The following is a 23862-nucleotide window of genomic DNA, read 5'->3' on the forward strand; positions in this document are numbered from 1 at the left end:
GGCGGAAGGCCGGGCCGGGATCTTCCAGGGTGATGCGGATGCGTCGGGAGCGCGTCCCGGCCTCGGCGAGCGGCGCGATCTCCCGGACGCGGCCCTTGGCCGTTAGCTCCGGCGCGCTCTGGAGCAACACGGTGAACACGCCATCCGCCGGCAGGGCGCCGACATATTGCTCTGGTATATCGACCACCGCCTCGCGGATCTCCGGGCGGGCGACGGTGACGACGCCCTGGCCGGCGCTCAGCACCTGCCCGACCTCGGCGAGGCGCTGGGTGACGACGCCGTCGAACTCGGCCTTCAGCTCCGTGTAGCCCATCTGGTCCCGGGCCTTCTGGAGGCTCGCCGCAGCTTGATCGAGCCGCGCCCGGGCAGTGTCGCGCTTGGCAACCGCCTGATCGAGGGACGCCTGCGAGACGTTGTTCCCCGCCATGAGACGCCGGGCACGCACCTCGGCGGCCTCCGCGTTCTCGGCCTGCGCGCGGGCGTCGGCGAGATCGGCCTCGGCCCGGGTCAGGTCGAAGCGCGTGACCACGGTGTCGAGGGCGGCCAGCCGCTGCCCCTTCTTGACGATGTCCCCGACGGTTACGTCGCGCGCCACCATCCGGCCCGGAATCTGGAAGCCGAGCTGCGACTGGTAGCGCGGCTCGATCGTGCCTGCGAAGGGGCCGAACGCGATGCTGTCGCTCGGCACGGCCACCTGCGTGAGCACCGGCCGCACCGGCGCCGCCGCCTCCTTGGGCGTTTCGCCATGGCCGTCGCAACCGCCGAGACTGAGGGCGAATGCGATAGTCGCCAGAACCGCGCGCACACTCATGGGTTGCCTCCGACGAGGGCGGCGGCAACCTCCTGCCCCGGCCGCAGAAACTGGATGCCCGCGATGACGACGCGCTCGCCCGGCTCGACGCCGCTCTTCAAGGCGATGACATCCGGCCCGTACCGGTCGATCTCGACGGTGCGGACCGACACGGTCCGCCGGCCGGTGTCGTAGATCCAGACCGCCGGGTGGCCGTCGTAGCGATAGAGTGCCGACCAGGGCAGGATCACCGCATCATGCGGCGCGAAGCGTCCGTGGCCGATGACGACGGCGCCGAGCCCCATGGCGGGCGGCGTCTGCTCCAGGCCGATCTTGACCCGGACCGTGCCGCTCGACGCATCCACCGTCGGCGAGACCTCGCGCACAGTTCCGCGCGCCGTGATCGCCGGGTTCGCCTGCAGCGAGACGGTGATGGTCTTGTCGCCGGGCGGACGCGCGGTGAGCGATTCGTAGACGTTGAACACCGCGTCGCGCGGCCCGTCCTGGGCGAGCACGAGCACGGTCTGGCCAGATTGAACCACCTGACCGACCTCGACACTGCGGCTCGTAACGATCCCGGACACGCCGGCACGCAGCTCCGTGTAGGAGAACTGCTCCTGCGCGGTCCCGAGTGCGGCCTGGGCCGAATCGACCGCGGCCTGCGCGGTGCGCAGCTCCTGCTCGGCATTGTCGTAGCTCGGCCGCGTGGTGTAGCCGCCCGCCAGGAGCTGCTTCTGGCGCTCGTAGGCCATCTTGGCCTGGGTCAGCCGCGCCTCCGCGGAGGCCAGGGCGGCCTTGGCGTTGTCGAGATTGGCCCGCTGGGTCAGCGGCTCCAGCACGGCGAGAACCTGATCGGCCTCGACGTGATCGCCGACCTCGACCCGGCGCTCGGCGACCTTGCCGTTCGTCCGGAACGAGACATTGACCTGCGCCTGGGCCTGGATATCGCCGGTCAGCACGACCTCGGAGGCGACCGGCGTGCGCTGGGCTTCGACCACGCGGATGCGCGCCAGGGCCGAATCCGGCGCCATCGTCGGTTCAGCGGCGTGGACCGCCGACGCGAGGGCGATCGTCGCCAGCACCACGGATGTGTATCGATGAGCGGTCATGCGGATCTTGCGGTCGACCATCGCGGCGGAATGGGAGCCCACGGCGTGACGGGTTCCTACTTCATCGCTTACATACCGTCCAGTCGGTTTCTAAAACGGTGACCCATGCGCGTGAAACGGCAGCGGCTGGCGGAACGGCCGGAGATCATCCTAGAGGCGGCCGACGCGGTGTTGCGCAAGGGCGGCGCGCGGGCGCTGACTATCGACGCCGTTGCGGCCGAGGCGGGCCTGAGCAAGGGCGGCGTGCTACATCACTACGCGTCGAAGGATGCGTTGATCCTGGCCCTCGTCGCCCGCAAGCTCTCCGAGCTGCGCGAGGACATCGCCGCCTGCGAGGCCGAGATCCCGCCTGGACCGGCGCAGCTGCCGATGGCCATGGTGGCGCATGTCCGGTCGCATTACTGCGACGACGACGAATCCTCCCGCGCCCTGCTCCTGGCCTCGATCGAGTATCCGGCGGCCCTCAACGACTACCGGGCCTTCGTGGCCGACCAGCTCGACCGGCTCGCCGGGATGAACGGCGCCCGCCCGGGCGAGGGCTCGGTGCTGTTCTTCGCGATCCTGGGCGTGATCATGGGCCGGACCCTCGGCTTCCACCAGCTCGGCACGGACGAACTGGAGCCGATGTTCGGGGCGCTGGAGCGGATCGCCCGGAAATCCGAGGGGTGATCCCGTCCCGGACGCCACCGCATCCGCTGCGCCAATTGTATCCACAGGTGGGAGAGGCAAAAATTCATCGGCGGTGCCAAGCTCGAACCGCAGTCTTCCGCGATGGCGGATCCCCGACGGAAGACGTACGCGAGCGGTGGAACCTGGCATCCCCGTAATAATCGCGGCGGTGTCTTTACCGGATCGCCGGAACGACCGTGCGACGAAAGAGTCTCAATCGTGTCGCGTCGTCGGGTGGTCGGGTCATTGCATGCGGTCGATGCTTTTTCCGGTCCACAACACCGGATCGTCATGCGCCGATGAGTCCTCCGGCTGCACAAGCGCGTTGACAGCCGTCCCGTTACTCGCCGCCAGCGTAGCGTCATGAACGAACACGCCGCGTCTCCGTCCTCCGAGGACCTGCGCAACGCCCTGGCACGCGCGCTCTACGATCACGATGGAAGCGGGAACGCCAACCATCCGGCCTGGGACGGAGACACGCTGGATACCCATCATCCGGGGCTGCGCCAGCGCTATCTGCGACGCGCCGACGCCCTGGCCGCCGGCCCCCTTGCCGCCCTGATCTCGGATCGGAACGACCGGACCGCGTGCGACGAGGAGTTGCGCGTGCTCCGGCGGCAGCGCATGGCCCCGGAGCGGGAACGCGAGCTTTTGGAGGCCAACAACCGCGTTCTGGCGCGCGCCCATGCGGCGGAGGCTGCCCAGGAAGCCGCCGAGGCGGCGCTGTCCGTGGCGCAGCGGGAACGCGACGTCGCCCGCGAGGCGGAGGCGTTCTGGCAGCGTTTCGCCTTCGATGCCGACGAGTTGGCGACCCGCCGGCTGATCGAGCAGACGGACGCCCGCGCCGAGGCCGAACGCACCGCGATCCGCGAGCGCTGCCGGCGCGAGCGGGCCGAGAGCGCCCTTCGGCTGTTCGCCGACCGGGCCGAAGTGATGCCCAAGGAGGGCTGGGCGTCGGAATTGACCAAGGCCAATCGCGACATCCCGCTCTGGTGGTTCCACGCCGCCCGGGTCGCGCTGGAATCGCACGAGCCGCAGGGCGATCCCGAGCCGGAAACTCCTTGATCCGGCTGCGGGGGTCGCGTTTAGGCCGGACGGACCGTCAGGCCGCGGCCGACCGCGCCAGATCCGCCGGCGGCTCGCGGAACAAAGCCGTGCAGCCGGAGCCGCGATGCATGCTGAGGATCGAGGCCCGGTCGATGTCCGGGTGTGCCTTCAGCACCTTCTGCACGCAGCACAGGACGCGCTCATACTGCGCGGCGTCGTAATTCGGTTCCAGCGGGCTCACGGCGATGTAGGTCTCGACCACGAGCACACGCTCCGCACGATCGCGGTCGACATCGACCGCAATCCAGGACGACTTGATCAAGCTGGTGCTGGCGAGCATGGGCGTTCCTCGTTCAGCTTTGTTGCGCGGTCGTTCACAGCGGGACGACCGATTTTGGCGGAATGATGGACCGCCTTGAGACGTATGCCAAGAGGGCAAGGACCAGTTCCCCCGTTGCTCTGCGGGGTTCGCGTTGAGACCTTAAACTCTTGGGTCTAAGCTGGGGAGCTCGCCACAACCTTCGCGAGTGCTTCTTTGTACTCGCCTCCGGCGGATGGCATGTGGTATACAAATTTCAAGGCCCGCCAGACCGGGCCACGTGACGGAACCGCGAATCGACGGGGCCGCGCATCGGGAGGAAGTTTCGGCATGGTTTGTCCGAGAACGCGAGACGCGTGGTTCCAGACCCGCTGCACAGCCTCCGCGATGACGCGGCGCGCACGACCGATCTGAGACCCCTCCCGTCGCCGCATCCCGAAACCCGACCCGAGATCCGAGACCGATCATGACCAAGGCCCTCGAAGGCGTCCGCATCCTGGACTTCACCCACGTCCAATCCGGCCCGACCTGTACCCAGCTCCTGGCCTGGTTCGGGGCCGACGTGATCAAGGTCGAGCGGCCGGGGGTCGGGGACGCCACCCGCCAGCAGCTGCAGGACATTCCGGATGTGGACAGCCTTTATTTCACGATGCTGAACCACAACAAGCGCTCGCTCACGCTCGATTCGAAGAATCCGAAGGGCAAGGAGGTGCTCTGGCGCCTGATCGAGGAATGCGATGTCCTCGTCGAGAACTTCGCTCCCGGGGCGCTGGCCCGGATGGGTCTGACCTGGGAGAAGATCCACGCCAAGAACCCGCGCATGATCCTCGCCTCGGTGAAGGGTTTCGGGCCGGGCCGCTACGAGGAGTGCAAGGTCTACGAGAACGTCGCGCAATGCGCCGGCGGCTCGGCCTCGACCACAGGCTTCCGGGACGGCATCCCGATGGTGACCGGCGCTCAGATCGGCGATTCCGGAACCGGCCTGCACCTCGCGCTCGGCATCGTCACGGCGCTCTACCACCGCACCCAGACCGGGCTGGGCCAGAAGGTCGACTGCGCCATGCAGGACGGCGTGCTCAACCTGTGCCGGGTGAAGCTGCGCGACCAGCAGCGCCTCGAGCACGGGCCGCTGAAGGAATACAGCCAGTTCGGCGAGGGCATCCCGTTCGGCGAGGCGACCCCGCGGGCCGGCAACGATTCCGGCGGCGGCCAGCCGGGCCGGATCCTGCGCTGCAAGGGCTGGGAGCAGGACCCGAACGCCTACATCTACGTGATCACGCAAGCCGCGGTCTGGGACCCGATCTGCGACATCATCGGCGAGCCGGGCTGGAAGACCGATCCGAACTACGCCTCCCCGAAGGCGCGCCTGCCACATCTCAACGAGATCTTCACGCGTATCGAAGCTTGGACGATGAAGATGTCCAAGTTCGAGGCCATGGACATCCTCAACGGCCACGACATCCCGTGCGGCCCGATCCTGTCCATGAAGGAGATCGCCGCCGACAAGGCGCTGCGGGCGACCGGCACCATCGTGGAAGTCGATCACCCCACCCGCGGGCGCTACCTGTCGGTCGGCAACCCGATCAAGCTGTCGGCGAGCCCGACCGAGGTCGTGCGCTCGCCCCTGCTCGGCGAGCACAACGACGAGATCCTGCGCGACGTGCTCAAGTACTCCGCCGAGGACATCGAGGCGATCGCCGGTTCCGGCGCCATCGGCGGCGTGCAGAAGATCGCCGCGGAGTGAGAGCGGCGGCCGATCCCGGGCCGTCGTCCGGGATCGCCTTCGGGCCGCACGAAAACCCCGCAAATCAAAAAGAATCCCGCCCCGTGTCGGGGCCGGACGACGCCAGGGATCGCCCATGCGCATCGCCGTCATCGGTCAGCAGGATTTCGGCAAGGCCGTCCTGGACGCGTTCCTGAAGCGTGGGGATACCGTCGCGGGTGTCTTCTGCGCGCCGGAGAAGCCCGGGGCCAAGCCGGACGTGCTCAAGACCGCGGCGCTGGAGAAGGACCTGCCGGTTTTCCAGTTCCCGAGCCTGAAGAGCCCCGAAGCCGAGGCGGCGATGCGCGGCCTCGACGCCGATATCGGCATCATGGCCTACGTGCTGCAATTCGCACCGCAGAGCTTCGTCACCATCCCGAAGCACGGCACGATCCAGTACCATCCGAGCCTGCTGCCGCGCTATCGCGGCCCGTCCTCGATCAACTGGCCGATCGCCAAGGGCGACCTGCAGACCGGGCTGACGATCTTCCGCCCAACCGACGGCCTCGACGAGGGGCCGGTGATCCTGCAGAAGACCTGCGAGATCGGCGGCGACGCGACGCTCGGCGACATCTACTTCAACTCCCTGTTCCCGATGGGCGTCGACGCGATGCTGGAGGCGGCCGACCTCGTGGTCGCGGGCGAGCATATCGAGGTCGATCAGGACGAGGACGCGGCGAGCTACGAGGGCTGGTTCCGCGCCGCGGAAGCTGAGATCCGCTGGTCGGCCCATGCCGACCAGATCTATAACCTGATCCGGGCCGCGAACCCGGCTCCCGGTGCCTGGACCACCCTCGACGGCAAGAAGCTCCAGATCTTCGACGCGCACCTGCATCCGGTCCGCCGCCTCGGCGAGGTGAAGGGCAAGCCCGGCGAGGTGATCGCAGTGGACGAGGATGGCTTCAGCGTCTGCGCGCAGGGCGGCCGGATCGAGATCCGCAAGGTCAAGCCGGAGGACGGCAAGAAGATCACGGCTTCCGAGTTTGCCGCCTCCGGCGGCATCGCGCTCGGGCAGATCCTCGGCCGCTGAGCCGAGGATTATCGCGCTTCAACCTTTGTCGACCGCGTTCAGCCCGTAGCCGCGGAAGCGCTCGACGGTGCTGTTGATCTCGTGGTCGGACAGGATGTTCGGGGCGCCGACCTGGAGCGCCACGGCATATTGCCAGCACAGGGTCTCCAGCTCGACGGCGAGCCATAGCGCCTTCTCCAGGCTCTCCCCGGCGGCGATCATGCCGTGGTTGGCGAGCAGGCAGACGTTCCGGTCCTTGAGCGCCGCCAGGGCCAGCTCCGAGAGCTCCGCCGTGCCGTAGGGCGCGTAGGGCGCACAGCGCACGTTCGGTCCGCCGAAGGCCGCGATCATGTAGTGCACCGCCGGGATCTCCCGCCCGCACAGGGCGAAGGCGGTGCAGTGGATGGGATGGGCGTGGACGACGGCGCCGATCTCCGGCCGCGCCGCCAGGATGTCCCGATGGAACCGCCATTCCGAGGACGGCTTGAGCCCGTCCGGGTGCGTCCCGTCGAAGGCCAGCGGCACGATGTCGTCCGGGCCCATGCGCGCGGTGGGCAACCCCGAGGGCGTGATCAGGATGCCATCGCGGAACCGCACCGAGACGTTGCCCGAGGTGCCGCGGTTCAGTCCTTGCGCGTCGAGGTCCCGCGCCGCCGTCACCACGCTCTCGCGTGCGATCCGCTCGTCCGTATCCATGCCCGATCCTCGGATGAACCCGGTACCGGGTACGCACGAAGGCCCGGCGCCGTAAAGCCGGCGCCGGGCCTTCGATGGTTGCGATGCGTCTTACTGAGCGAGCACCGGTGCGAGGTTCGCCTGCGGCGCCTTGGTGTAGGCCGCCCGCATCGGCTTGAGCACGAACAGGGCCAGGAACGCCGCGAGAATATTGAGCCCGGCCGCCACCAGGAACACCGTGTGCCAGCTCCCCGTCATGGTCGTGAGCACGCTGGTATAGGGCACGATCAGCGCCGCCGTGCCCTTGGCTGTGTAGAGCAGGCCGGCATTGGTCGCGGCGTATTTCGAGCCAAAGGTGTCGCCGCAGGTCGCCGGGAACAGCGAGTAGATCTCACCCCAGGCGAAGAACACCAGACCGGTGAGCAGCACGAAGGCGATCGGGTTCTCGCCGAACTGGCTCAGCGCGTAGATGCCCAGGCCCTCGATGGCGAAGGAGATGAACATCGTGTTCTCGCGGCCGATATGGTCCGAGACCCAACCGAAGAACGGCCGCGTCACGCCGTTGAGCACCCGGTCCAGGGTCGCCGCGAAGGTGAGCGCCGGCAGCGTGATCCCGAGCAGCGAGACCGGCACGTCGGCGATCTTGAAGTCCTTGGCGATCGGGCCGAGCTGCGCGGTCGCCATCAGGCCGCCGGCGGCCATCATGACGAACATCGCGTACATCACCCAGAAGATCGGGGTCCGCACCATCTCACCCGGCTTGAAGTCGCGCTTGGACTGGCTGACCCGGGCGACATCCGGAACCTGGCCCTTGGCCGGCGACCGGAGGAACAGGGCGATCAGCATCACGATCAGGCCCTGGCCGATGCCGAAGTAAAAGAACGCGGCCTCGTAGCCTTGGGACTTGATCATGGCCTGGATCGGCACGACGGTGAGCGCCGAGCCGGCGCCGAAGCCCATCGCGGTGATGCCGGCGGCAAGACCGCGGCGATCCGGGAACCACTTGAGGGAGTTGCCCACGCAGGTCCCGTAGACCGCACCCGCGCCGGTGCCGCCGATGGCAGCTGCCACGTAGAGCATCGTGAGGGTTTCCGCATAGGAATTCATCACCCAGGCGATGCCGCAGAGCAGGCCGCCGAACAGGGTGACGATCCGCGGGCCGTACTTGTCGACGAACCAGCCCTCGATCGGCACCAGCCAGGTCTCGGTGACGACAAACAACGTGAAGGCGATCTGAATCGCGGCGCGATCCCAGCCGTGCCGCTCCTGCATCGGGTTCACGAAGAAGGTCCAGCCGTACTGCATGTTGGCGATCATGCACATGCAGACGACGCCGAATGCCAGCTGGAGCCATCGGCCCCGCCCGACCGGTTTGCGGATCTCGGACATACGCTTCCCTCCAGATTGGATTTATTATTTTCTCTCGTTCGCCGGCTGTGTTTATGACCCGACGGCGCCGCCCGTGGCAGTACAAACCGCGGTGCGTGCTTTGAAAAATTCTTGGCTGGCGGACAAACGAAGTCTCGGCGGCGCCGCCTTCCACCGCCGAAAAGTCTCACCCGCGCCGTTCTGGTCTACGGTATGCCAGATGAATGGTGCTGAGGTCGGGAGGATCTGTCAATCGATCCTGCATAAAAATACACGAATTGGCCGCGGGATTACCGGGGCATCGGATACGTGAGCTCCAAAGTTGGCATTACCGTTCCAGTTTGTGCCGCCACCGCGTGATCTGCTCGATCGCGCCGTTCGCGACCGGTCTGTGGAGTTGGCTCGCAATCGGCTAGGATCTGCCAAAGGTTTGGGCTAGTTCGTTTAAAGAGCGCACGACACAGAACACGTGCGAGAAATCATGGGCATGGGCCGACTGGACGAGGCATGTCGAACTCTGAACCGTTGAGCGTTAAACCGATCGTCGCCAGCTCCAGTCTACGGACCTTGGCTTATGAAGCGCTCAAGACTGCTATCACCAACATGGACATCTACGGGCGGCCGGATGAGGTGCGGCTCGACGAGCGGAAACTGTCGCAGGATCTCGGCGTCAGCCGCACGCCTGTCCGTGAGGCGCTCACCGTCCTGGAGCAGGAAGGGTTCGTTCGGTCCGAGGCGCGCCGCGGTGTCTTCGTTATCAAGAAGAACAAGCGCGAGATCGTCGGCATGATCCACGCCTGGACGGCCCTGGAGAGCATGGCGGCACGCCTCGCCTGTGCCAGCGCCACCGACAAACAGCTCCGGTCGCTGCGCGAATCATTTCCGGAGTTCTATGAGGGCCAGCCGGCCGAGCATATTGACGAATACTCGGACGCCAATATCCGCTTCCATCAGCGGATCATTGCGCTCGGCCATTGCGAGCCGATCGCCGAGCTGACCAGCAACCTGCTGATGCATGTCCGTGGCATCCGCAGCACCGCGCTCCGTCAGGGCGACCGGGCGGAGCGGTCGATCCGCGAGCACGTGGCGATCATCGCCGCGCTGGAAGCCCGAGATGCCGATACGGCGGAACGGCTGGTGCGGGAACACGGTCTCGGCCTCGCCCAGCACGTGGACAGGTACGGCGATTACCTCGACTGAGGATCCTCGACCGGGCGATGAATCGTGGTCGAACGGTACCCGCCTCCCGCGAGCCTGTTTGACCGGCGTTTCCCATCCTCGCCCTCATCCTGAGGCGCCGGAGCGGAGCGGAGGCCTCGAAGGAGCCCTCCAGCCAGCCGCGCGGTCCCTGGAGGGCTCCTTCGAGGCCCGGCGATCTGCGATCGCCGGGCACCTCAGGATGAGGGGAGAGAGTGGGATCGTGCGGTCAAATAAGCTTTGAGCGGCCTCCGAGAGCATCGTTTATCGAACGCGCGTTCTGACAGGACCAATTGTGTCCGATCTCATGTCGCAATCCGATTGCGGTGCAACATGCTCCGTCTTCAAGGGGCCTAACTCGACACATGGCGTGCTGAGCAACCAACACCGCGATCGGGATTGCCGGTCGCTCTCCGGTTGACGGTCGCCTCATGCATTCCGGGCATGACTGGAATTCGGTATCTGGCATACCAGTTTGCGGCGCGGCATGGCATCTCTTGCATCGCAACATCGTTTTCCTGCCGAGCCGCACCGGAGCCTCCCGATGATCGCCAGTTTCCTCGTCGTGTTTGTCGCCCTCGCCGCTTGCCAGGCCCTGCTGGCCGTCAAGCTCGCGGACATCCTGAGCCCGTCCTCCGATGCCGGAAAGGCCTCCGCCCAGCCGGTCCGTCAGGACGGCGCCGTCAGCCTCGCCTGAACACTGCTTTTCCGGCGTCTATACGCGGGCAGACTGCGTAGGGTTAACACTTTGCTCAAGGGTTTCCGCTAGCGTCAACGGATCGTTGACCATGCGGGCGAGGGAGCAACCGCGTTGGCCCTCGGCATCTCTTCGCGGACCGCGGACGGTCCGTTCGTCCTGCTGGTCTCGGATCGTCCATCCGAACGCGCCGCTCTCGAGCGTGCCATCGCTCTGGTGATGGATTGCCGTGCGGTCCCCGCCGGCAAGGCGATTCCTTCGGGACGTCCCCATCTCATCGTTCTGGACCTGCCGCCGACGCAGGCGGCGGCGCTGGAGCCAACGCTGACCCATCGTGGGCTGCCGGTTCCGCGCCTCGTCCTGGTTCGCGGCGAGCCGTTGAAGGCCTCCCCGCATGTGCGCCAGCTGCCGGCGGCCGCTCCGCGCCAGCAGGTGCTGGCGAATGTCTTCGCGATGATCGAGGCCGTGACGCGCTCGGTGGAGACACGCCGGCAAAAACTCGTCGGGCGCGTCTCGGACGCGACCGCGATCGTGTCCGAACTGTTCGACAGCGCGGCGCTCGGAGCGGGGCTGCAGCGCGCCGATGTCGAGCGCGGGACCGCGCTGGTGCTGGCCGCCATCTCCGAGGCCGGGATCACGGATTGGCTCGCCGAAGTCTGGCGCCACGATATCGGCGTCTACCAGCACACGTTGGGGGTGGCCGGCCATGCCGCGAGCTTCGGCGCGCAGATCGGGCTGAGCCGGATCGACCTCGCGCGCTTGGTGCGATCCGCCCTCCTCCACGACATCGGCAAGTCGCGCATCCCGAGCGAGATCCTGAACAAGCCCGGCCATCTCGACCCGGAGGAGTTGCGGCTGATGCAGCGCCATCCGGTGATCGGCGCCGATCTTCTGCGGGCCCAGGGCACGTTCGAGGACGAGGTCATCGACGTCGTCCTGCATCATCACGAGCGCCTCGACGGGACCGGCTATCCGGACCGGCTCCGGGGCGTGGCGATCTCCGATCTGGTCCGTATCGTGGCGATCTGCGACGTGTTCTCGGCCCTGACCGAGCGCCGCGCCTACCGGAAGCCCGCCAGCCCCGCCGAGGCTCTGGCGATCATGACCGACGGGTCCGGCCATCTCGACCCCGATCTCCTGCGCGTGTTCGCACCGGTCATGCTCGGGGGTGACGCCCTCGCGGCCTGATCGCCGTGGCCTCGGCGCCACGGTTCGACGGTGCGGGTCGAGGCCAACGACGAGTGCCGCGCTTTCGCCGCAACCGCGCCCGAGGGAGACGCATCCCGTCTGGAAGCGCTGTCCCCCGTGTCGAAATTTTACCTCGTCGTCGCTGCCGCCCTGTCGCTGTCGCTCGCCGGTTGCGGTGGCCTGTCGTTCACGCCCGAACCGAATGTCGAGACCACAACCCATACCGCGATCCTCGACGAGGTCGCCGCCGCGGCCGTGATCTCGGCCTACCGGGTCCAGCACGGGCTCAGCCCGGTCATCGTCGACACCGGCTTGGTGAAGGCCGCCGCGTTTCAGGCCGGCAACAATGCCCGCCACGGCCAGCTCAGCCACGATGTCGGCGGCAGCTTCACCGCGCGCATGGCCTCAGCGGGTCTGGCAAGGTCCTACGCCGCGGAGAATCTCAGCGCCGGCTCCGAAACCTTCGAGCAGGTGCTCGCCCGCTGGAAGGCCAGTCCCGAGCACAACAAAAACATGCTGCTCCCGCAGATCCGCCGGATCGGCATCGCTCGGGTCGACGCGCCCGATACCCGCTACAAGCGGTTCTGGGCGCTGGTGATGGCGGGCGGCTGATCGATCAGGGCTCGGCCAGAGCTAGATCGACGATCCGCAGCTGTGCCCGCTCGGCCCCGCGCCAGCGGTCGCAGGACAACGTGCCGGCCACGTGCATCTCCTGGCCGATTCCCCTCAGCAGGGCCTGACCGAGCGGGCGTTCCGCGGCGCGAAAGCAGATCGCCCCGACGGCTTGCCCGTCGCGGCTGCGCAGGCGGGCGCGGACATGGCCGGAGCCGACGACAGCGGCATCGACCAGACGATGGCGGCCGAGGGCGAAGACCGGCTCTGGCGCGCCCTGCCCGAACGGCCCGGCGCGCTGGAGCAGCCGCACGGTCTCGGCAGTGGCGCCGCCGGCGCTGAGGCCGCCGTCGATCAGCAGGGCGTCGGCCGCCCGCGAGACCGCGACGCTGGCCCCGAGCAAGGCTGCCAGATGCGTCTCGAAGCGCGGGATATCGTCGGCTCGCAGGGTGACGCCGGCCGCCATGGCGTGGCCACCGCCCTTGCTGGCGAGGCCGGCCTCGACGCAGGCGCGGACGGCTAGGCCGAGATCGGCTCCCGGAATCGAGCGCCCGGAGCCGGTGGCGCTGCCGTCCGGCCGGATCGCGAAGGCGAAGGCCGGGCGGTTGAAGCGCTCCTTGAGGCGCGCCGCGATCAGCCCGACGATACCGGGATGCCACTCGGCGTTCCCCGTCACCAGCACGGCCCGGGCGGGATCGAGGGTCAGGGCGCGGTCCATCTCGGCCTCCGCCTCGGACACGGCATGCGCCTCGATCGCCTGACGCTCGCGGTTGAGCCGGTCGAGGTCGGCGGCGATCCGGGCGGCCTCGACCGGATCCGCGGTGGTGAGCAGGCGCGCCCCGAGGGCCGAATCGCCGATCCGGCCGCCGGCATTGATCCGCGGCCCCAGCACGAAGCCGAGATGCCAGGATTCCGGGGGTTCGCTGAGGGAGGCGGCGTCGAGCAGGGCCGCAAGACCGATCCGGCCCCGGTGGCGCATCACCGTCAGCCCCTGGGTCACGAAGGCGCGGTTCAGGCCGATCAGCGGCACCACGTCGGCCACCGTCGCCAGGGCCACGAGGTCGAGAGCGTCCGTGAGGGTCGGCTCCGGGCGATCCGGACCGAAATAGCCGTCCCGGCGCAGGGCGCGGTTGAGGGCGGCGAGCGTCAGGAACACGACCCCGGCGGCGCAGAGATGGCCGAGGCCGGAGAGGTCGTCGAGGCGATTGGGGTTCACCACCGCGCGGGCGGGGGGTAGCAGCTCGGCGGCGGAGTGGTGATCGAGCACGATCACGTCGAGGCCCAGCTTCTCGGCCTCCTCCAGCGGTCCGTGGCCGCTCGTGCCGCAATCGACGCAGACCAGCAGGGTTGCGCCCTCGGCCGCCAAGGCGGTGATCGCCGCGGCATTCGGGCCGTAGCCCTCGGTGATCCGGTCCGGGATGTGGATCGGTGCCCGCAGGCCGAGCTGGCGCAGGTAGCCGGCAAGCAACGCCGCGCTGGCCGCGCCATCCACGTCGTAATCGCCGAACACGGCGACGATCTCGCCGCGGCGGATGGCCCGCACGAGCCGGCGCACGGCCGCATCCATGTCGAGCAGCGTGTCCGGATCCGGCATCAGGTCGCGCAGGCGCGGCGCCAAGTGGCGTGCAGCTTCGTCCGGCGCCACCTGCCGGCCAGCCAGCACCCGCGCCAGAAGTTCGGGCAGACCGTGAGCCTGAACCATCTTGGCGATGTGGTTCTGCACCGCCAGGCCGGCGCAACGCTCCTGCCAGCGCCGCCCGGTCACGGAAGCGGCAACCCCCAGGAACGGCGGCGGATCGGCGATCAGCGAGGCGGCGGCGGCGGACACGGGCGGCACTCTACACCGGGTCGGACACGGAATCGCGGGCGCGACGGCAACAGCGGCCGCGATCGACGCTGTCCCGGCAAAACGAAAGGGCGGGCATCGCTGCCCGCCCCTCGCCGAAACCGATTTTCAGACGGTCTCAGAATGCCTTGAGGATGTTGTCGACCACCTTCTTGGCGTCGCCGAACAGCATCATGGTGTTGTCGCGGAAGAACACCTCGTTCTCGACGCCGGCATAGCCCGAGCCCATGCCGCGCTTGATGAACAGCACCGTCTTGGCCCGCTCCACGTCCAGGATCGGCATGCCGTAGATCGGCGAGGCCTTGTCGGTCTTGGCCGCCGGGTTGGTGACGTCGTTGGCGCCGATCACGAAGGCGACATCCGCCTGCGGGAACTCGCCGTTGATGTCCTCCAGCTCGAACACCTCGTCGTAGGGCACGTTCGCCTCGGCGAGCAGCACGTTCATGTGGCCCGGCATGCGGCCCGCCACCGGGTGGATGGCGTATTTCACATCGACGCCCTCCTTCTTCAGCATGTCGGCCATCTCGCGCAAACTGTGCTGCGCCTGCGCGACCGCCATGCCGTAGCCCGGGACGATGATCACCCGCTCGGCGTTCTTCATGATGTAGGCCGCGTCGTCGGCCGAGCCCTGCTTGACCGGGCGCGTCTCGACCTGGCCGGGGCCGGCCGCGGCGGCGGCGTCGCCGCCGAACCCGCCGAGGATCACCGAGATGAACGACCGGTTCATCGCGTGGCACATGATGTAGGACAGGATCGCGCCCGAGGAGCCGACCAGCGAGCCGGTGATGATCAGCGCGAGGTTGCCCAGGGTGAAGCCGATACCGGCCGCCGCCCAACCCGAATACGAGTTGAGCATCGACACGACGACGGGCATGTCGGCGCCGCCGATCGGGATGATCAGCAGGCCGCCCAGGGCGAAGGACAGCAGCACGATCAGCCAGAAGATCGCCTTGCTCTCGTTGCCGATGAACAGCGCGATCAGCACCACCAATGCGACCGCGAGGCCGATATTGATGAGGTGCCGGCTCGGCAGCATGATCGGCTTGCCCGACATGCGGCCGTCGAGCTTGGCGAAGGCGATGACCGAGCCGGTGAAGGTGATCGCGCCGATGGCCGCGCCAAGCGCCATCTCGAACAGCGACTGCTTGTGGATGTGGCCGTTCTCGAGGATGCCCACAGCCTGCGGCGCGTAGAGCGTCGCCGCGGCGCCGGCCACGGCCGCGAGGCCGACCAGCGAGTGGAACGCGGCCACGAGCTGCGGCATCGCCGTCATCGGCACGCGCTTGGCGATGACCGCGCCGGCCCCGCCGCCGATGCCGATGCCGAGGATCACCAGGATCCAGGCGCCGAACCCGGCGGGCGGATGGCCGACGAGCGTCGTGAGCACGGCCAGCGCCATGCCGATCATGCCGTAGAGGTTGCCCTGCCGCGACGTCGTCGGGTGCGAGAGCCCCCGCAACGCCATGATGAACAGGACGCCGGCGACGATGTAGAGAAGCGCGGAGACGTTCTGGGACATCGTCTCAGGCCTTCTTCTTGTACATGCCGAGCATGCGCTGGGTGACGAGGAAGCCCCCGAAGATGTTCACGCTCGCGAGCACGATGCCGATAAAGCCGAAGGCGCGGGCCCAGCCGGTGCCCTTCTCCAGGAGCGGCACGCCGGCGGCGAGGATCGCACCGACGATGATCACCGAGGAGATCGCGTTGGTCACTGACATCAGCGGCGTGTGCAGCGCCGGGGTCACAGACCAGACGACGTAGTAGCCGACGAAGATCGCCAGAACGAAGATGGCGAACTGGAAGATGAACGGATCGACCGCGCCGCCAGTGGCTGCGCTGATCCCGTGGCCCATGCCGGACGCGATGGCCTGGGCCTGGTCGGCGGCGTTGCGGGCGACATCGGCCGCCGCGCGCGCGGCATCGGCCAGCACGCGGGTCTGATCAGCCGCCTGATCGGGAGGGACGACAAGGTTTGCCATTCTGCTTCTCCTCGCGATCGGTCTTCAGTGCGCGCTCGACGGGGCCGGGGCGGCCTCGGCCTTGCCGGTCTCCGACTTAGCGAGGCCCACCGCCGCAGCTTCCGAGGCGGGGCCATCGGTCTTGGACTGGAAGGACGCGTGCACGACGGAGCCGTCGCGGGTCAGGTTGGTGGCCTTCACCAGCTCGTCGTCCCAATTGATCGCCAGGGCCTTGCTCTCCTTGTCGATCAGGGTCTCGGCGAAGGCGTAGAGGTTGCGCGCGTAGAGGCTCGACGCCGTGGCGGCGAGGCGGCCCGGCACGTTGGTGTGGCCGACGATTTTCACGCCGCGGTCGGTCACCACGATCTCACCCGGCTTGGCGCCGGCGACGTTGCCGCCGCGCTCGACCGCGAGATCGATCAGGACCGAGCCCGGCTTCATCGAGGCGACCATCTCCTCGGAGACGAGCTTCGGGGCCGGACGGCCGGGAATCAGCGCCGTGGTGATGACGATGTCCTGCTTGGCGATGTGGCCCTTGACCAGTTCCGCCTGCTTGGCCTGGTAGCCGGCCGACATCTCCTTGGCGTAGCCGCCCGCGGTCTCGGCCTGCTTGAACTCGTCGTCCTCGACCGCGACGAACTTGGCGCCGAGGGATTCGACCTGCTCCTTGGTGGCGGGGCGCACGTCGGTGGCGGTCACGACCGCGCCGAGGCGCCGAGCGGTGGCGATGGCCTGGAGGCCGGCGACGCCGACGCCCATGATGAAGACCCGGGCTGCCGGCACGGTGCCCGCGGCGGTCATCATCATCGGCATGGCCCGGCCGTACTCGGCGGCCCCGTCGACGACGGCCCGGTAGCCGGCAAGGTTCGCCTGAGAGGACAGCACGTCCATCACCTGCGCCCGGGTGATGCGCGGCATCAGCTCCATGGCGAATCCCGAGACCCCCGCCTCGGCCAGGGCCTTCAGCGCGGCCTCGTTGCCGTAGGGATCCATGATCGCGATGATCGTGGCACCGCGCTTGAACAGCGACAGCTCCTCGGCCGCCGGCCGGCGGACCTTGAGGACGAGGTCGGCATCCCGCGCCGCATCGGCAGCGCTGCCGGCAATCTCGGCGCCCGCGGCCTCGTACTCGGAATCGAGGATCCCCGCCTTCAGACCGGCACCCGCTTGCACGGTGATGTCGGCGCCGAGCGTCTTGAATTTCTTGACGGTCTCCGGGACTGCGGCCACCCGCGGTTCCGCAGAGTCCGTCTCGGACAGCACAGCGATGCGCATGCGAGGCTTCCCCTGAACAAGCTTGGCCTCTCGAATGCGCGAACCGGCATAGCTTTTCGAGACGCGAAAGAAGTTTGCGCTGATGGAATAAGTGGGAATGTAACCCGCGGCGCACCGACCCGGCGGCCACGCTTCAATGCATCATCGGACCGCTCGGCCAGTCAGGCGAGCGGTCCTCCTCGCAGGTTCAGGCGAAGGCGAGATACAGGAAGAGGAGAATGGCAACGACGAGGGGCCCGCGCCATCCGATGGCGGGGGCCAGGGCACCGACGGCGCCGGCGGCACCCGAGACGATCACGCTGAGAATCGCCAGAAGCCACGCTTCGCGAATCCCGCCCACGGCGAGCGCCAGCACCCAGCAGATCACCACGCCGGTACCGATCTCGACGAAGCGCACGAAGCCGCGATAGGTCTGCTCGTGGGTGCTCGCGTCCATCGCCGGGCTGTAGGTGTGCCCGGCCACCGTCTCACTCTCGGCCATCGTGCGCTCGTTTCCCTCAGATGCGACTTCTTGTGGTCACCCCGGGATGTAGCTCAAGCGTTTTCCTGCCGCAATCGGACGTTCGCAAGTTGATTGCCCTCACGGTGGGCTTCCGTGTGCGAATTTACGCCGGCTTCGGCAGACCGGCCTGGGCGAGAATCTGGTCTTGGCGCACACCGAGCTTTTCCAGTGAAAAATGCTCGATCTCGGCCTCGAACAGCCGGTGGTAGTTCAATTCCGAGCGGAGATGCAGGAACACCGCTCCCAGGCCCACGGCGGCACGGTCCATGAACACGAACTCCTGAGGCACCGTCACGGGACCGCGCTCCTTCAGGGCCTGATGCACCTGGAACGCCTGCCGCCGGCCATAGTCGCCGGGCTTGACCCCGTCCGCCACGGTGCGGGTGCGGTCCTCCAGGAGCGGGCCGTAGATGAAGCGCGCCCAGATGTTCAGGATCTCGATCTTCTCCTTGTCGAGGTTCTTGAATCCCCAGACCTCGTAGGCATGGACGATGCGCGCGGAATCGTCCTCCAGCAGGCCGCGATACAGATCGACCACGCCGCCGACGAAGCGCGGATGGAAGATCCGCACGCAGCCGTAATCGAGCAGATTGATGCCCGCCGCCTCGCCGCCCTCCGAGAAGACCGTGTAGTTGCCAAGATGCGGGTCGCCGTGGATCACGGCGGCGCGGCTGAACGGATGCCACCACGCCTTGAACATCGCTTGCGCGATGCGGTTGCGCACCTCGACCGGCTCTTCGGCGAAACCGAGGATCTTGTCGCCGTCGAGCCAGCTCAGGGTGAGGAGGCGCTTGGTCGACAGGTCGGAGAAGACCCGCGGCACGCGCACAGCGTCGATATCCTTGAGCACCTCGCCGTAGAGGCTCGCGTGCTTGGCCTCGCGCTCGTAATCGAGCTCTTCGCGCACCCGCGCGCCGATCTCCTTGGCGATCTCGCGGGTATCGAGCCAGCTGTTCATCCGCCGGTGGAGCGCGAAGGCGATCTCGAGCTGCTGGAGGTCGGCCTCCACGGCCGATTGCATGTCGGGGTACTGAAGCTTGCAGGCCAGCTTTTCGCCATCCTTGGTGGTGGCGCGATGGACTTGGCCCAACGAGGCCGCGGCGGCGGGCTTCAGGTCGAAGCTGCCGAATCTGTCCTGCCAGCCGGCGCCCAGCTCGGACTGCATCCGCCGCTTGACGAAGGCCGCGCCCATGGGCGGCGCATCGGCCTGGAGCTTCTGGAGTTCGGCGGCGTATTCGGGGGGCAGCAGATCGGGGATGGTGGCGAGCAGCTGCGCCACCTTCATGATCGGCCCTTTGAGGCCGCCGAGCGCCTGCGCCAGGGCGGCAGCGCTGGTGGTCCCCTCCTTACCGAACAGCCGGGACATCGCCATCCGCGCGGCGACACCGCCAACATTCGCGCCGACGCTGGCGTAGCGGCCCGCGCGGGCGGAGAAGCGATTGGCTTCGCGGTCGGTCTCGGCCATGGTCCAGGATCTTCCTCGGTGCAGGCTGGGACATAAGCGTTTCGGCACCCCGCACCAGCCCGCCGGGTCGCTGCGCCGCGGCGGCTCAGCCGGCCGGCCAGTTGTCCCGGATCCAGCGCGTGAGGCCGGATTCGTCGATCTCGCCCGCGGCGAGGCCGCGTATCATCACCACGGCCTCGGCCTCGTCGGCGACGAAGTCGATATCGTTGAGCCCGAGGAACGTGATGAGGGCCAGAAGTGCAGCCCGCTTGTTGCCGTCGATGAACGGATGATTCTTGGCGATGCCGAAGGCATAAGCCGCCGCGAGTTCGGCCAGATCGATCTCCGTGCCGTCCTCGGCATATGCGACCCGATTGACCGGCCGCCCGAGCGCGGATTCGAGGGCGCCTTCGTCGCGAAGGCCGGGCGGTCCGCCGAACTGCTTCAGCTGCAGGGCATGAATCGCCTTCACCAGCTCGCTCGTGAGCCAGACGATCTCGCGATCGGTGCTCATTTTGCGAGCTCCGCCAAGGCATTGCGATAGGTCTTCATCGCCTTCTCGGCGACCTTCATGCCCTTCTCAAATGCAGGATCGTAGGGCGACAGCCGCACGGAGCCGTCGGCATTCTCGGTCACGTAGAGCCAGTCGCCCTGTGCCAGCTTCAACTTGCCGAGAAAATCCTTGGGCAGGATCAGACCGGTCGAGTTCCCGACGCGCTTCACCTCGAGCTTCATGACCACCTCCGCGATGTTATACATCACGTATAACATCGCGGGGATCGGCTTGGAAGCGGGCTAGGCCTGGCCCTCCATCCCCTCCAGCTCGACGATCATCCCCTCGATCATCCCGAGGCCGATCTGCCAGAAACCCGGATCCTTCGCGTCGAGCCCGAACGGCGCGAGCAATTCGCCGTAGGGCTTCGAGCCGCCGGCCGCGAGCAGCGCGAAGTAGCGTTCGACGAAGCCCGATTCCGCCTCGGCGTAGACCCCGTAGAGCGAGTTCACCAGGCAATCGCCGAACGCGTAGGCGTAGACGTAGAACGGCGAGTGGATGAAGTGCGGGATGTAGGCCCAGAACGGCTCATAACCCGCATCAAGCGTGATCGCAGGCCCGAGGGACTCGGCCTGGACCGAGAGCCACAGGGCGTTGATCTGGTCGCTGGTCAGCTCGCCCTTGGCCCGCGCGAGGTGGACCTTCCGCTCGAACGAGTAGAACGCGATCTGGCGCACCACCGTGTTGATCATGTCCTCGACCTTGGCGGCGAGCATGGCCCGGCGCTGGGTCGTGTCGGTGGTCGCCGCGAGCAGCTTGCGGAAGGTCAGCATCTCGCCGAACACGCTGGCGGTCTCGGCGAGCGTCAGGGGCGTTGGCGCCATCAGGGCACCGTTCGGACCGGCGAGCACTTGGTGGACGCCGTGGCCGAGCTCATGGGCCAGCGTCATCACGTCCCGCGGCTTACCCTGATAGTTGACCAGCACGTAGGGGTGGACCGAGGGTACGGTCGGGTGCGCGAAGGCGCCCGGGGCCTTGCCGGGCCGGGTCGGCGCGTCGATCCAGCGCTCGTCGAAGAACCGCTTCGCGATCCCGGCCATCTTCGGCGAGAACGCGTCGTAGGCCGACAGGACCGTGTCGCGGGCCTCGGTCCAAGGGATGGTGCGCTGCTCGACCTTCGGGAGCGGGGCGTTGCGGTCCCAGTAGGGCAGCGCGTTCTGCCCGAACCACTTGGCCTTCAGCCGGTAGTAGCGGTGCGAGAGCCGCGGGTAGGCCGCCTGCACGGCATCGACCAGGGCCGCAACCACCTCCGGCTCGACCCGGTTGGCGAGGTGGCGCGCGTCGGCGACGTCCTTGAAGCCACGCCAGCGGTCGGAGATCTCCTTGTCCTTCGCCAGGGTGTTGGTGATCAGCGTGAAGACCCGGAGATTGCCGCGCAGGACCTCGCTGATCGCCCCGGCCGCCTCCTTGCGGACGGCGCCGTCCGGATCCTGGAGCTTGTTCAAGGTCGGTTCGAGCGGCATCTGCTCGCCCTGGACGGTGAAGCGCAGGCCGGCGATCGTCTCGTTGAACAACCGGTCCCAGGCGGCGTTCGCGGTGACCGACTTCTCCAGGAACAGCTTCTCGGTGCGGTCGTCGAGCTGGTGCGGCTTCTCGCGCCGCAGATCCTCGATCCACGGGGCGTAATGCGCGAGCGGCCCCTGGGACATCGCCGCATCCATCACCGCATCCTCGACCCGATTCAGTTCGAGGGCGAAGAACAGCAGGTCGGCGGAGGCGTCGGTCAGGCGCTCGCGCGTGTCGCCGTAGAACTTGGCCCGGGCCTCGTCGGTGGTGTCGCCGGAATAGACCAGGCCGGCAAACGACATCAGCTTGCCAAGCAGCTCCTCGATGCCCTCGTAGGCCCGGACCGCCTCGGCGAGGCGCTCGGACGCGTCCGCGGCTGCGACCAGCTCGGCGATGCGGCCGGCATAGGTCTCCGAGAAGCGGCGGCACTCCTCCTCGGCCCGGGTCATGTCGGCCGAGAATTCCGGCGCGTCGATGCCGGCATAGAGATCGGACAGGTCCCATTCCGGAAGATGGCCGAGGTCGACGGCCTTGGCTGCGGCGCGTGCGGCGCTCACGCCATCCGGCGCACGGACGTTCACCGGCGAAGCGGTGGTGCTCGGCATCATGTCTCGCAATCCTCAAGGGGGGTCGAAGGCCAGTACCTTGATATCGAGCGCGCGGCCACGCGTTCAACGTGGCCGGCCGCCCCGTCGCGGTGACGCCCGAACGCAAACGTCGTTAAGCGCGACTTTACGTCTGTCCGGCACCCTCCGGTTCGAAACGAAACACGCGCCGACTCAGGCGGTGCGGCGCGGGCCGATCCCGAGCTGCATTCGGCCTGCCGCGCCGCGCAGGGAGCCGCCATGTCCACCACAATTCTCATCGTGGACGACGATCCGGTTCAGCGGCGCCTCGCCGAGGCGGCGGTGCGCCGGTTCGGCTTCAATGCACGCGTCGTGGAGACCGGTGCCGACGCGCTCACCGTGCTGAAGACCGAGAGCGTGGACGTGGTGCTCCTCGATCTCGTGATGCCGGGCCTCGACGGCCTCGGCGTCCTCGCCGAGATGCGCAGCAGCGGCCTCGACACGCCGGTGATCGTCCAGACCTCGAACGGCTCGATCGACGCCGTGGTCAACGCCATGCGGGCGGGCGCCGTCGATTTCGTGGTCAAACCCGCCGGCGCCGAGCGCCTGCAGGTGTCGATCAAGAATGCCCTGCGGGTCGACGTGCTGGAGGAGGAGGTGCGCCGCATGCGCCGCCGGGCCTCCGGGGCGCTGACCTTCAAGGACCTCACGTCCAAGAGCCCCGACATGGAGCGGGTGATCCGCCTTGCCGAGCGGGCCACGAAATCCAACATCCCGGTGCTGATCGAGGGCGAATCCGGCGTCGGCAAGGAGGTGCTGGCCCGGGCGATCCAGGGTTCGGGCGACCGGCGCGGCAAGCCGTTCGTCACCGTCAATTGCGGAGCGATCCCGGAAAACCTCGTCGAGTCGACCCTGTTCGGCCACGAGAAGGGTGCGTTCACCGGCGCCACCGAGAAGCACGCCGGCAAGTTCGTGGAAGCCTCGGGCGGCACCCTGTTCCTCGACGAGATCGGCGAGCTGCCCCTCGACGCCCAGGTGAAGCTGCTGCGCGCGCTCCAGGAGGGCGAGGTCGATCCAGTCGGCGGCAAGCGCTCGGTGCGGGTCGATATCCGTCTGGTCTCGGCCACGAACCGCTCGCTGCTCGACCTCGTGAAGCAGGGCAAGTTCCGCGAGGACCTGTATTACCGCCTCAACGTCTTCCCGATGACGCTGCCGCCTCTGCGCGCCCGCCGGGAGGACATCCCGGATCTGGTACGCTCGTTCTGCGCCCGGTTCTCCGCGGAAGAGGGCAAGCGGATCCGGGCAATCGCTCCGGAGGCGATGGCGCTGCTCACCCGCTATCCCTGGCCCGGCAACGTCCGCCAGCTGGAGAACGCCCTGTTCCGTGCCGTGGTGCTCGCCGATTGCGACGAGCTGACCGTGGCCGAGTTCCCGCAGATTGCCGCGCAGGTCGAAGGTTTCGACGTCCGCATCCCGGCGGCCCCGACGCAGCCGCAGATGCCGGCCTACGCCCCGGAGCCGGTGCGCGAGATCGTCCGGGTCGAGGTCCGCGACCCGCATGCCATGTCGCTGGTCACCGAGGAGACCGGCGAGATGAAGACCATGGAAGTCCTGGAGACGGAGATCATCCGCTTCGCGCTGCAATTCTACCGGCAGCGCATGTCCGAGGTCTCCCGCCGCCTCGGAATTGGCCGATCCACCCTCTACCGCAAGCTGAAGGATCTCGGACTGGAAGGCGACGAGAAGGCCGAGGACGCCGCCTGAGGCAGC

23 protein-coding genes are annotated in these 23862 nt (G+C 67.8%); 9 read left to right on the forward strand and 14 right to left on the reverse strand.

The window, feature by feature from the left end:
- Together MKL20_RS18615 and MKL20_RS18620 are read right to left on the reverse strand one after the other, a co-directional pair.
- On the reverse strand, nucleotides 1-811 hold an 811-nt coding region (locus MKL20_RS18615), incomplete at its 3' end, for an efflux RND transporter periplasmic adaptor subunit (RefSeq protein ID WP_244037915.1).
- Nucleotides 808-1899 carry an efflux RND transporter periplasmic adaptor subunit gene (locus tag MKL20_RS18620; protein ID WP_244037949.1) on the reverse strand — a complete coding sequence of 364 codons (1092 nt, stop codon included), beginning with the start codon at nucleotides 1897-1899 and terminating at the stop codon, nucleotides 808-810. The genes MKL20_RS18615 and MKL20_RS18620, both read right to left, overlap by 4 nt.
- A 105-nt stretch (nucleotides 1900-2004) precedes the next feature.
- Here MKL20_RS18620 and MKL20_RS18625 point away from each other — a divergent pair, with 105 nt between their 5' ends.
- Both MKL20_RS18625 and MKL20_RS18630 read left to right on the forward strand, forming a co-directional pair.
- Nucleotides 2005-2568 carry a TetR/AcrR family transcriptional regulator gene (locus MKL20_RS18625; RefSeq protein WP_244037916.1) on the forward strand — a complete coding sequence of 188 codons (564 nt, stop codon included), beginning with the start codon at nucleotides 2005-2007 and terminating at the stop codon, nucleotides 2566-2568.
- A gap of 363 nt (nucleotides 2569-2931) precedes the next feature.
- Nucleotides 2932-3633, forward strand: a complete 702-nt coding sequence (locus MKL20_RS18630; protein ID WP_244037917.1) for a hypothetical protein — start codon at nucleotides 2932-2934, stop codon at nucleotides 3631-3633.
- A 37-nt stretch (nucleotides 3634-3670) separates the two neighbouring features.
- On the opposite strand, the gene MKL20_RS18635 is transcribed toward MKL20_RS18630, so the two are convergent.
- Nucleotides 3671-3955 carry a hypothetical protein gene (locus MKL20_RS18635; RefSeq protein ID WP_243972660.1) on the reverse strand — a complete coding sequence of 95 codons (285 nt, stop codon included), beginning with the start codon at nucleotides 3953-3955 and terminating at the stop codon, nucleotides 3671-3673.
- 445 nt (nucleotides 3956-4400) lie between these two features.
- On the opposite strand from MKL20_RS18635, the gene frc reads away from it, so the two are divergent.
- Together frc and MKL20_RS18645 are read left to right on the forward strand one after the other, a co-directional pair.
- Entirely contained in the window at nucleotides 4401-5678 is a 1278-nt protein-coding gene (gene frc, locus MKL20_RS18640; protein WP_244037918.1) for a formyl-CoA transferase, read from the forward strand.
- A 115-nt stretch (nucleotides 5679-5793) separates the two neighbouring features.
- Nucleotides 5794-6726 carry a methionyl-tRNA formyltransferase gene (locus MKL20_RS18645; protein ID WP_244037919.1) on the forward strand — a complete coding sequence of 311 codons (933 nt, stop codon included), beginning with the start codon at nucleotides 5794-5796 and terminating at the stop codon, nucleotides 6724-6726.
- Between the two features lie 18 nt (nucleotides 6727-6744).
- Here the strand turns inward: MKL20_RS18645 and MKL20_RS18650 are convergent, their stop codons facing one another.
- Complete coding sequence (locus MKL20_RS18650) at nucleotides 6745-7401, reverse strand: class II aldolase/adducin family protein (RefSeq protein ID WP_244037920.1); 657 nt, start codon at nucleotides 7399-7401, stop codon at nucleotides 6745-6747.
- Nucleotides 7402-7491: 90 nt separating this feature from the next.
- A complete protein-coding gene (gene oxlT, locus MKL20_RS18655) occupies nucleotides 7492-8769 on the reverse strand; it encodes an oxalate/formate MFS antiporter (RefSeq protein WP_243972668.1) in 1278 nt (425 codons plus the stop codon).
- A 486-nt stretch (nucleotides 8770-9255) separates the two neighbouring features.
- Here oxlT and MKL20_RS18660 point away from each other — a divergent pair, with 486 nt between their 5' ends.
- The 4 genes from MKL20_RS18660 to MKL20_RS18675 all read left to right on the forward strand — a co-directional run bounded on the left by MKL20_RS18660 (nucleotide 9256) and on the right by MKL20_RS18675 (nucleotide 12442).
- Complete coding sequence (locus tag MKL20_RS18660; RefSeq protein WP_243972671.1) at nucleotides 9256-9948, forward strand: GntR family transcriptional regulator; 693 nt, start codon at nucleotides 9256-9258, stop codon at nucleotides 9946-9948.
- Between the two features lie 541 nt (nucleotides 9949-10489).
- Nucleotides 10490-10642 (forward strand): hypothetical protein, encoded by a 153-nt coding sequence (locus tag MKL20_RS18665; RefSeq protein ID WP_244037921.1) that lies wholly within the window; start codon nucleotides 10490-10492, stop codon nucleotides 10640-10642.
- A gap of 114 nt (nucleotides 10643-10756) precedes the next feature.
- Nucleotides 10757-11830, forward strand: a complete 1074-nt coding sequence (locus MKL20_RS18670; RefSeq protein ID WP_244037922.1) for an HD-GYP domain-containing protein — start codon at nucleotides 10757-10759, stop codon at nucleotides 11828-11830.
- Between the two features lie 117 nt (nucleotides 11831-11947).
- Nucleotides 11948-12442 (forward strand): CAP domain-containing protein, encoded by a 495-nt coding sequence (locus MKL20_RS18675; protein WP_244037923.1) that lies wholly within the window; start codon nucleotides 11948-11950, stop codon nucleotides 12440-12442.
- Between the two features lie 4 nt (nucleotides 12443-12446).
- Here MKL20_RS18675 and recJ read toward each other — a convergent pair whose 3' ends face one another.
- The 9 genes from recJ to MKL20_RS18720 form a co-directional block, all read right to left on the reverse strand.
- Nucleotides 12447-14270 carry a single-stranded-DNA-specific exonuclease RecJ gene (recJ, locus tag MKL20_RS18680; RefSeq protein WP_244037924.1) on the reverse strand — a complete coding sequence of 608 codons (1824 nt, stop codon included), beginning with the start codon at nucleotides 14268-14270 and terminating at the stop codon, nucleotides 12447-12449.
- A 136-nt stretch (nucleotides 14271-14406) separates the two neighbouring features.
- The gene (locus MKL20_RS18685) at nucleotides 14407-15807 is read right to left on the reverse strand and encodes an NAD(P)(+) transhydrogenase (Re/Si-specific) subunit beta (protein ID WP_243972690.1); all 1401 of its coding nucleotides are present in this window, start codon (nucleotides 15805-15807) and stop codon (nucleotides 14407-14409) included.
- 4 nt (nucleotides 15808-15811) lie between these two features.
- A complete protein-coding gene (locus tag MKL20_RS18690; protein ID WP_058194406.1) occupies nucleotides 15812-16267 on the reverse strand; it encodes a proton-translocating transhydrogenase family protein in 456 nt (151 codons plus the stop codon).
- A gap of 24 nt (nucleotides 16268-16291) precedes the next feature.
- Nucleotides 16292-17521: a Re/Si-specific NAD(P)(+) transhydrogenase subunit alpha gene (locus MKL20_RS18695; RefSeq protein WP_244037925.1), complete on the reverse strand. Its 1230-nt coding sequence runs from the start codon at nucleotides 17519-17521 to the stop codon at nucleotides 16292-16294.
- A 187-nt stretch (nucleotides 17522-17708) separates the two neighbouring features.
- Nucleotides 17709-18002, reverse strand: coding sequence for an aa3-type cytochrome c oxidase subunit IV (locus tag MKL20_RS18700; protein WP_243972698.1), 294 nt, complete (start codon nucleotides 18000-18002; stop codon nucleotides 17709-17711).
- 124 nt (nucleotides 18003-18126) lie between these two features.
- The gene (locus MKL20_RS18705; RefSeq protein WP_244037926.1) at nucleotides 18127-19488 is read right to left on the reverse strand and encodes an ABC1 kinase family protein; all 1362 of its coding nucleotides are present in this window, start codon (nucleotides 19486-19488) and stop codon (nucleotides 18127-18129) included.
- 85 nt (nucleotides 19489-19573) lie between these two features.
- Entirely contained in the window at nucleotides 19574-19981 is a 408-nt protein-coding gene (locus MKL20_RS18710) for a type II toxin-antitoxin system death-on-curing family toxin (RefSeq protein ID WP_244037927.1), read from the reverse strand.
- Entirely contained in the window at nucleotides 19978-20202 is a 225-nt protein-coding gene (locus MKL20_RS18715) for an AbrB/MazE/SpoVT family DNA-binding domain-containing protein (protein ID WP_244037928.1), read from the reverse strand. The genes MKL20_RS18710 and MKL20_RS18715 overlap by 4 nt, the downstream gene beginning before the upstream one ends.
- A 60-nt stretch (nucleotides 20203-20262) precedes the next feature.
- Nucleotides 20263-22134: a M3 family oligoendopeptidase gene (locus MKL20_RS18720; RefSeq protein ID WP_244037929.1), complete on the reverse strand. Its 1872-nt coding sequence runs from the start codon at nucleotides 22132-22134 to the stop codon at nucleotides 20263-20265.
- Nucleotides 22135-22371: 237 nt separating this feature from the next.
- On the opposite strand from MKL20_RS18720, the gene MKL20_RS18725 reads away from it, so the two are divergent.
- Complete coding sequence (locus tag MKL20_RS18725; protein WP_244037930.1) at nucleotides 22372-23856, forward strand: sigma-54-dependent transcriptional regulator; 1485 nt, start codon at nucleotides 22372-22374, stop codon at nucleotides 23854-23856.
- Nucleotides 23857-23862: the final 6 nt, after the last annotated feature.

The sequence above is a fragment of the Methylobacterium sp. E-066 genome (genome assembly GCF_022829635.1).
Lineage (GTDB): Bacteria > Pseudomonadota > Alphaproteobacteria > Rhizobiales > Beijerinckiaceae > Methylobacterium.

What these genes read in the sequence shown, in the direction of transcription:
- MKL20_RS18700 (WP_243972698.1), bottom strand. Translation starts at nt 18,002, where the DNA reads ATGGCCGAGAGTGAGACGGTGGCCGGGCACACCTACAGCCCGGCGATG.
- MKL20_RS18690 (WP_058194406.1), bottom strand. Translation starts at nt 16,267, where the DNA reads ATGGCAAACCTTGTCGTCCCTCCCGATCAGGCGGCTGATCAGACCCGC.
- MKL20_RS18645 (WP_244037919.1), top strand. Translation starts at nt 5,794, where the DNA reads ATGCGCATCGCCGTCATCGGTCAGCAGGATTTCGGCAAGGCCGTCCTG.
- MKL20_RS18710 (WP_244037927.1), bottom strand. Translation starts at nt 19,981, where the DNA reads ATGAGCACCGATCGCGAGATCGTCTGGCTCACGAGCGAGCTGGTGAAG.
- MKL20_RS18620 (WP_244037949.1), bottom strand. Translation starts at nt 1,899, where the DNA reads ATGACCGCTCATCGATACACATCCGTGGTGCTGGCGACGATCGCCCTC.
- oxlT (WP_243972668.1), bottom strand. Translation starts at nt 8,769, where the DNA reads ATGTCCGAGATCCGCAAACCGGTCGGGCGGGGCCGATGGCTCCAGCTG.
- MKL20_RS18720 (WP_244037929.1), bottom strand. Translation starts at nt 22,134, where the DNA reads ATGATGCCGAGCACCACCGCTTCGCCGGTGAACGTCCGTGCGCCGGAT.
- MKL20_RS18695 (WP_244037925.1), bottom strand. Translation starts at nt 17,521, where the DNA reads ATGCGCATCGCTGTGCTGTCCGAGACGGACTCTGCGGAACCGCGGGTG.
- MKL20_RS18660 (WP_243972671.1), top strand. Translation starts at nt 9,256, where the DNA reads ATGTCGAACTCTGAACCGTTGAGCGTTAAACCGATCGTCGCCAGCTCC.
- MKL20_RS18705 (WP_244037926.1), bottom strand. Translation starts at nt 19,488, where the DNA reads ATGGCCGAGACCGACCGCGAAGCCAATCGCTTCTCCGCCCGCGCGGGC.
- MKL20_RS18715 (WP_244037928.1), bottom strand. Translation starts at nt 20,202, where the DNA reads ATGAAGCTCGAGGTGAAGCGCGTCGGGAACTCGACCGGTCTGATCCTG.
- frc (WP_244037918.1), top strand. Translation starts at nt 4,401, where the DNA reads ATGACCAAGGCCCTCGAAGGCGTCCGCATCCTGGACTTCACCCACGTC.
- MKL20_RS18625 (WP_244037916.1), top strand. Translation starts at nt 2,005, where the DNA reads ATGCGCGTGAAACGGCAGCGGCTGGCGGAACGGCCGGAGATCATCCTA.
- MKL20_RS18665 (WP_244037921.1), top strand. Translation starts at nt 10,490, where the DNA reads ATGATCGCCAGTTTCCTCGTCGTGTTTGTCGCCCTCGCCGCTTGCCAG.
- MKL20_RS18725 (WP_244037930.1), top strand. Translation starts at nt 22,372, where the DNA reads ATGTCCACCACAATTCTCATCGTGGACGACGATCCGGTTCAGCGGCGC.
- MKL20_RS18685 (WP_243972690.1), bottom strand. Translation starts at nt 15,807, where the DNA reads ATGTCCCAGAACGTCTCCGCGCTTCTCTACATCGTCGCCGGCGTCCTG.
- MKL20_RS18635 (WP_243972660.1), bottom strand. Translation starts at nt 3,955, where the DNA reads ATGCTCGCCAGCACCAGCTTGATCAAGTCGTCCTGGATTGCGGTCGAT.
- MKL20_RS18650 (WP_244037920.1), bottom strand. Translation starts at nt 7,401, where the DNA reads ATGGATACGGACGAGCGGATCGCACGCGAGAGCGTGGTGACGGCGGCG.
- MKL20_RS18630 (WP_244037917.1), top strand. Translation starts at nt 2,932, where the DNA reads ATGAACGAACACGCCGCGTCTCCGTCCTCCGAGGACCTGCGCAACGCC.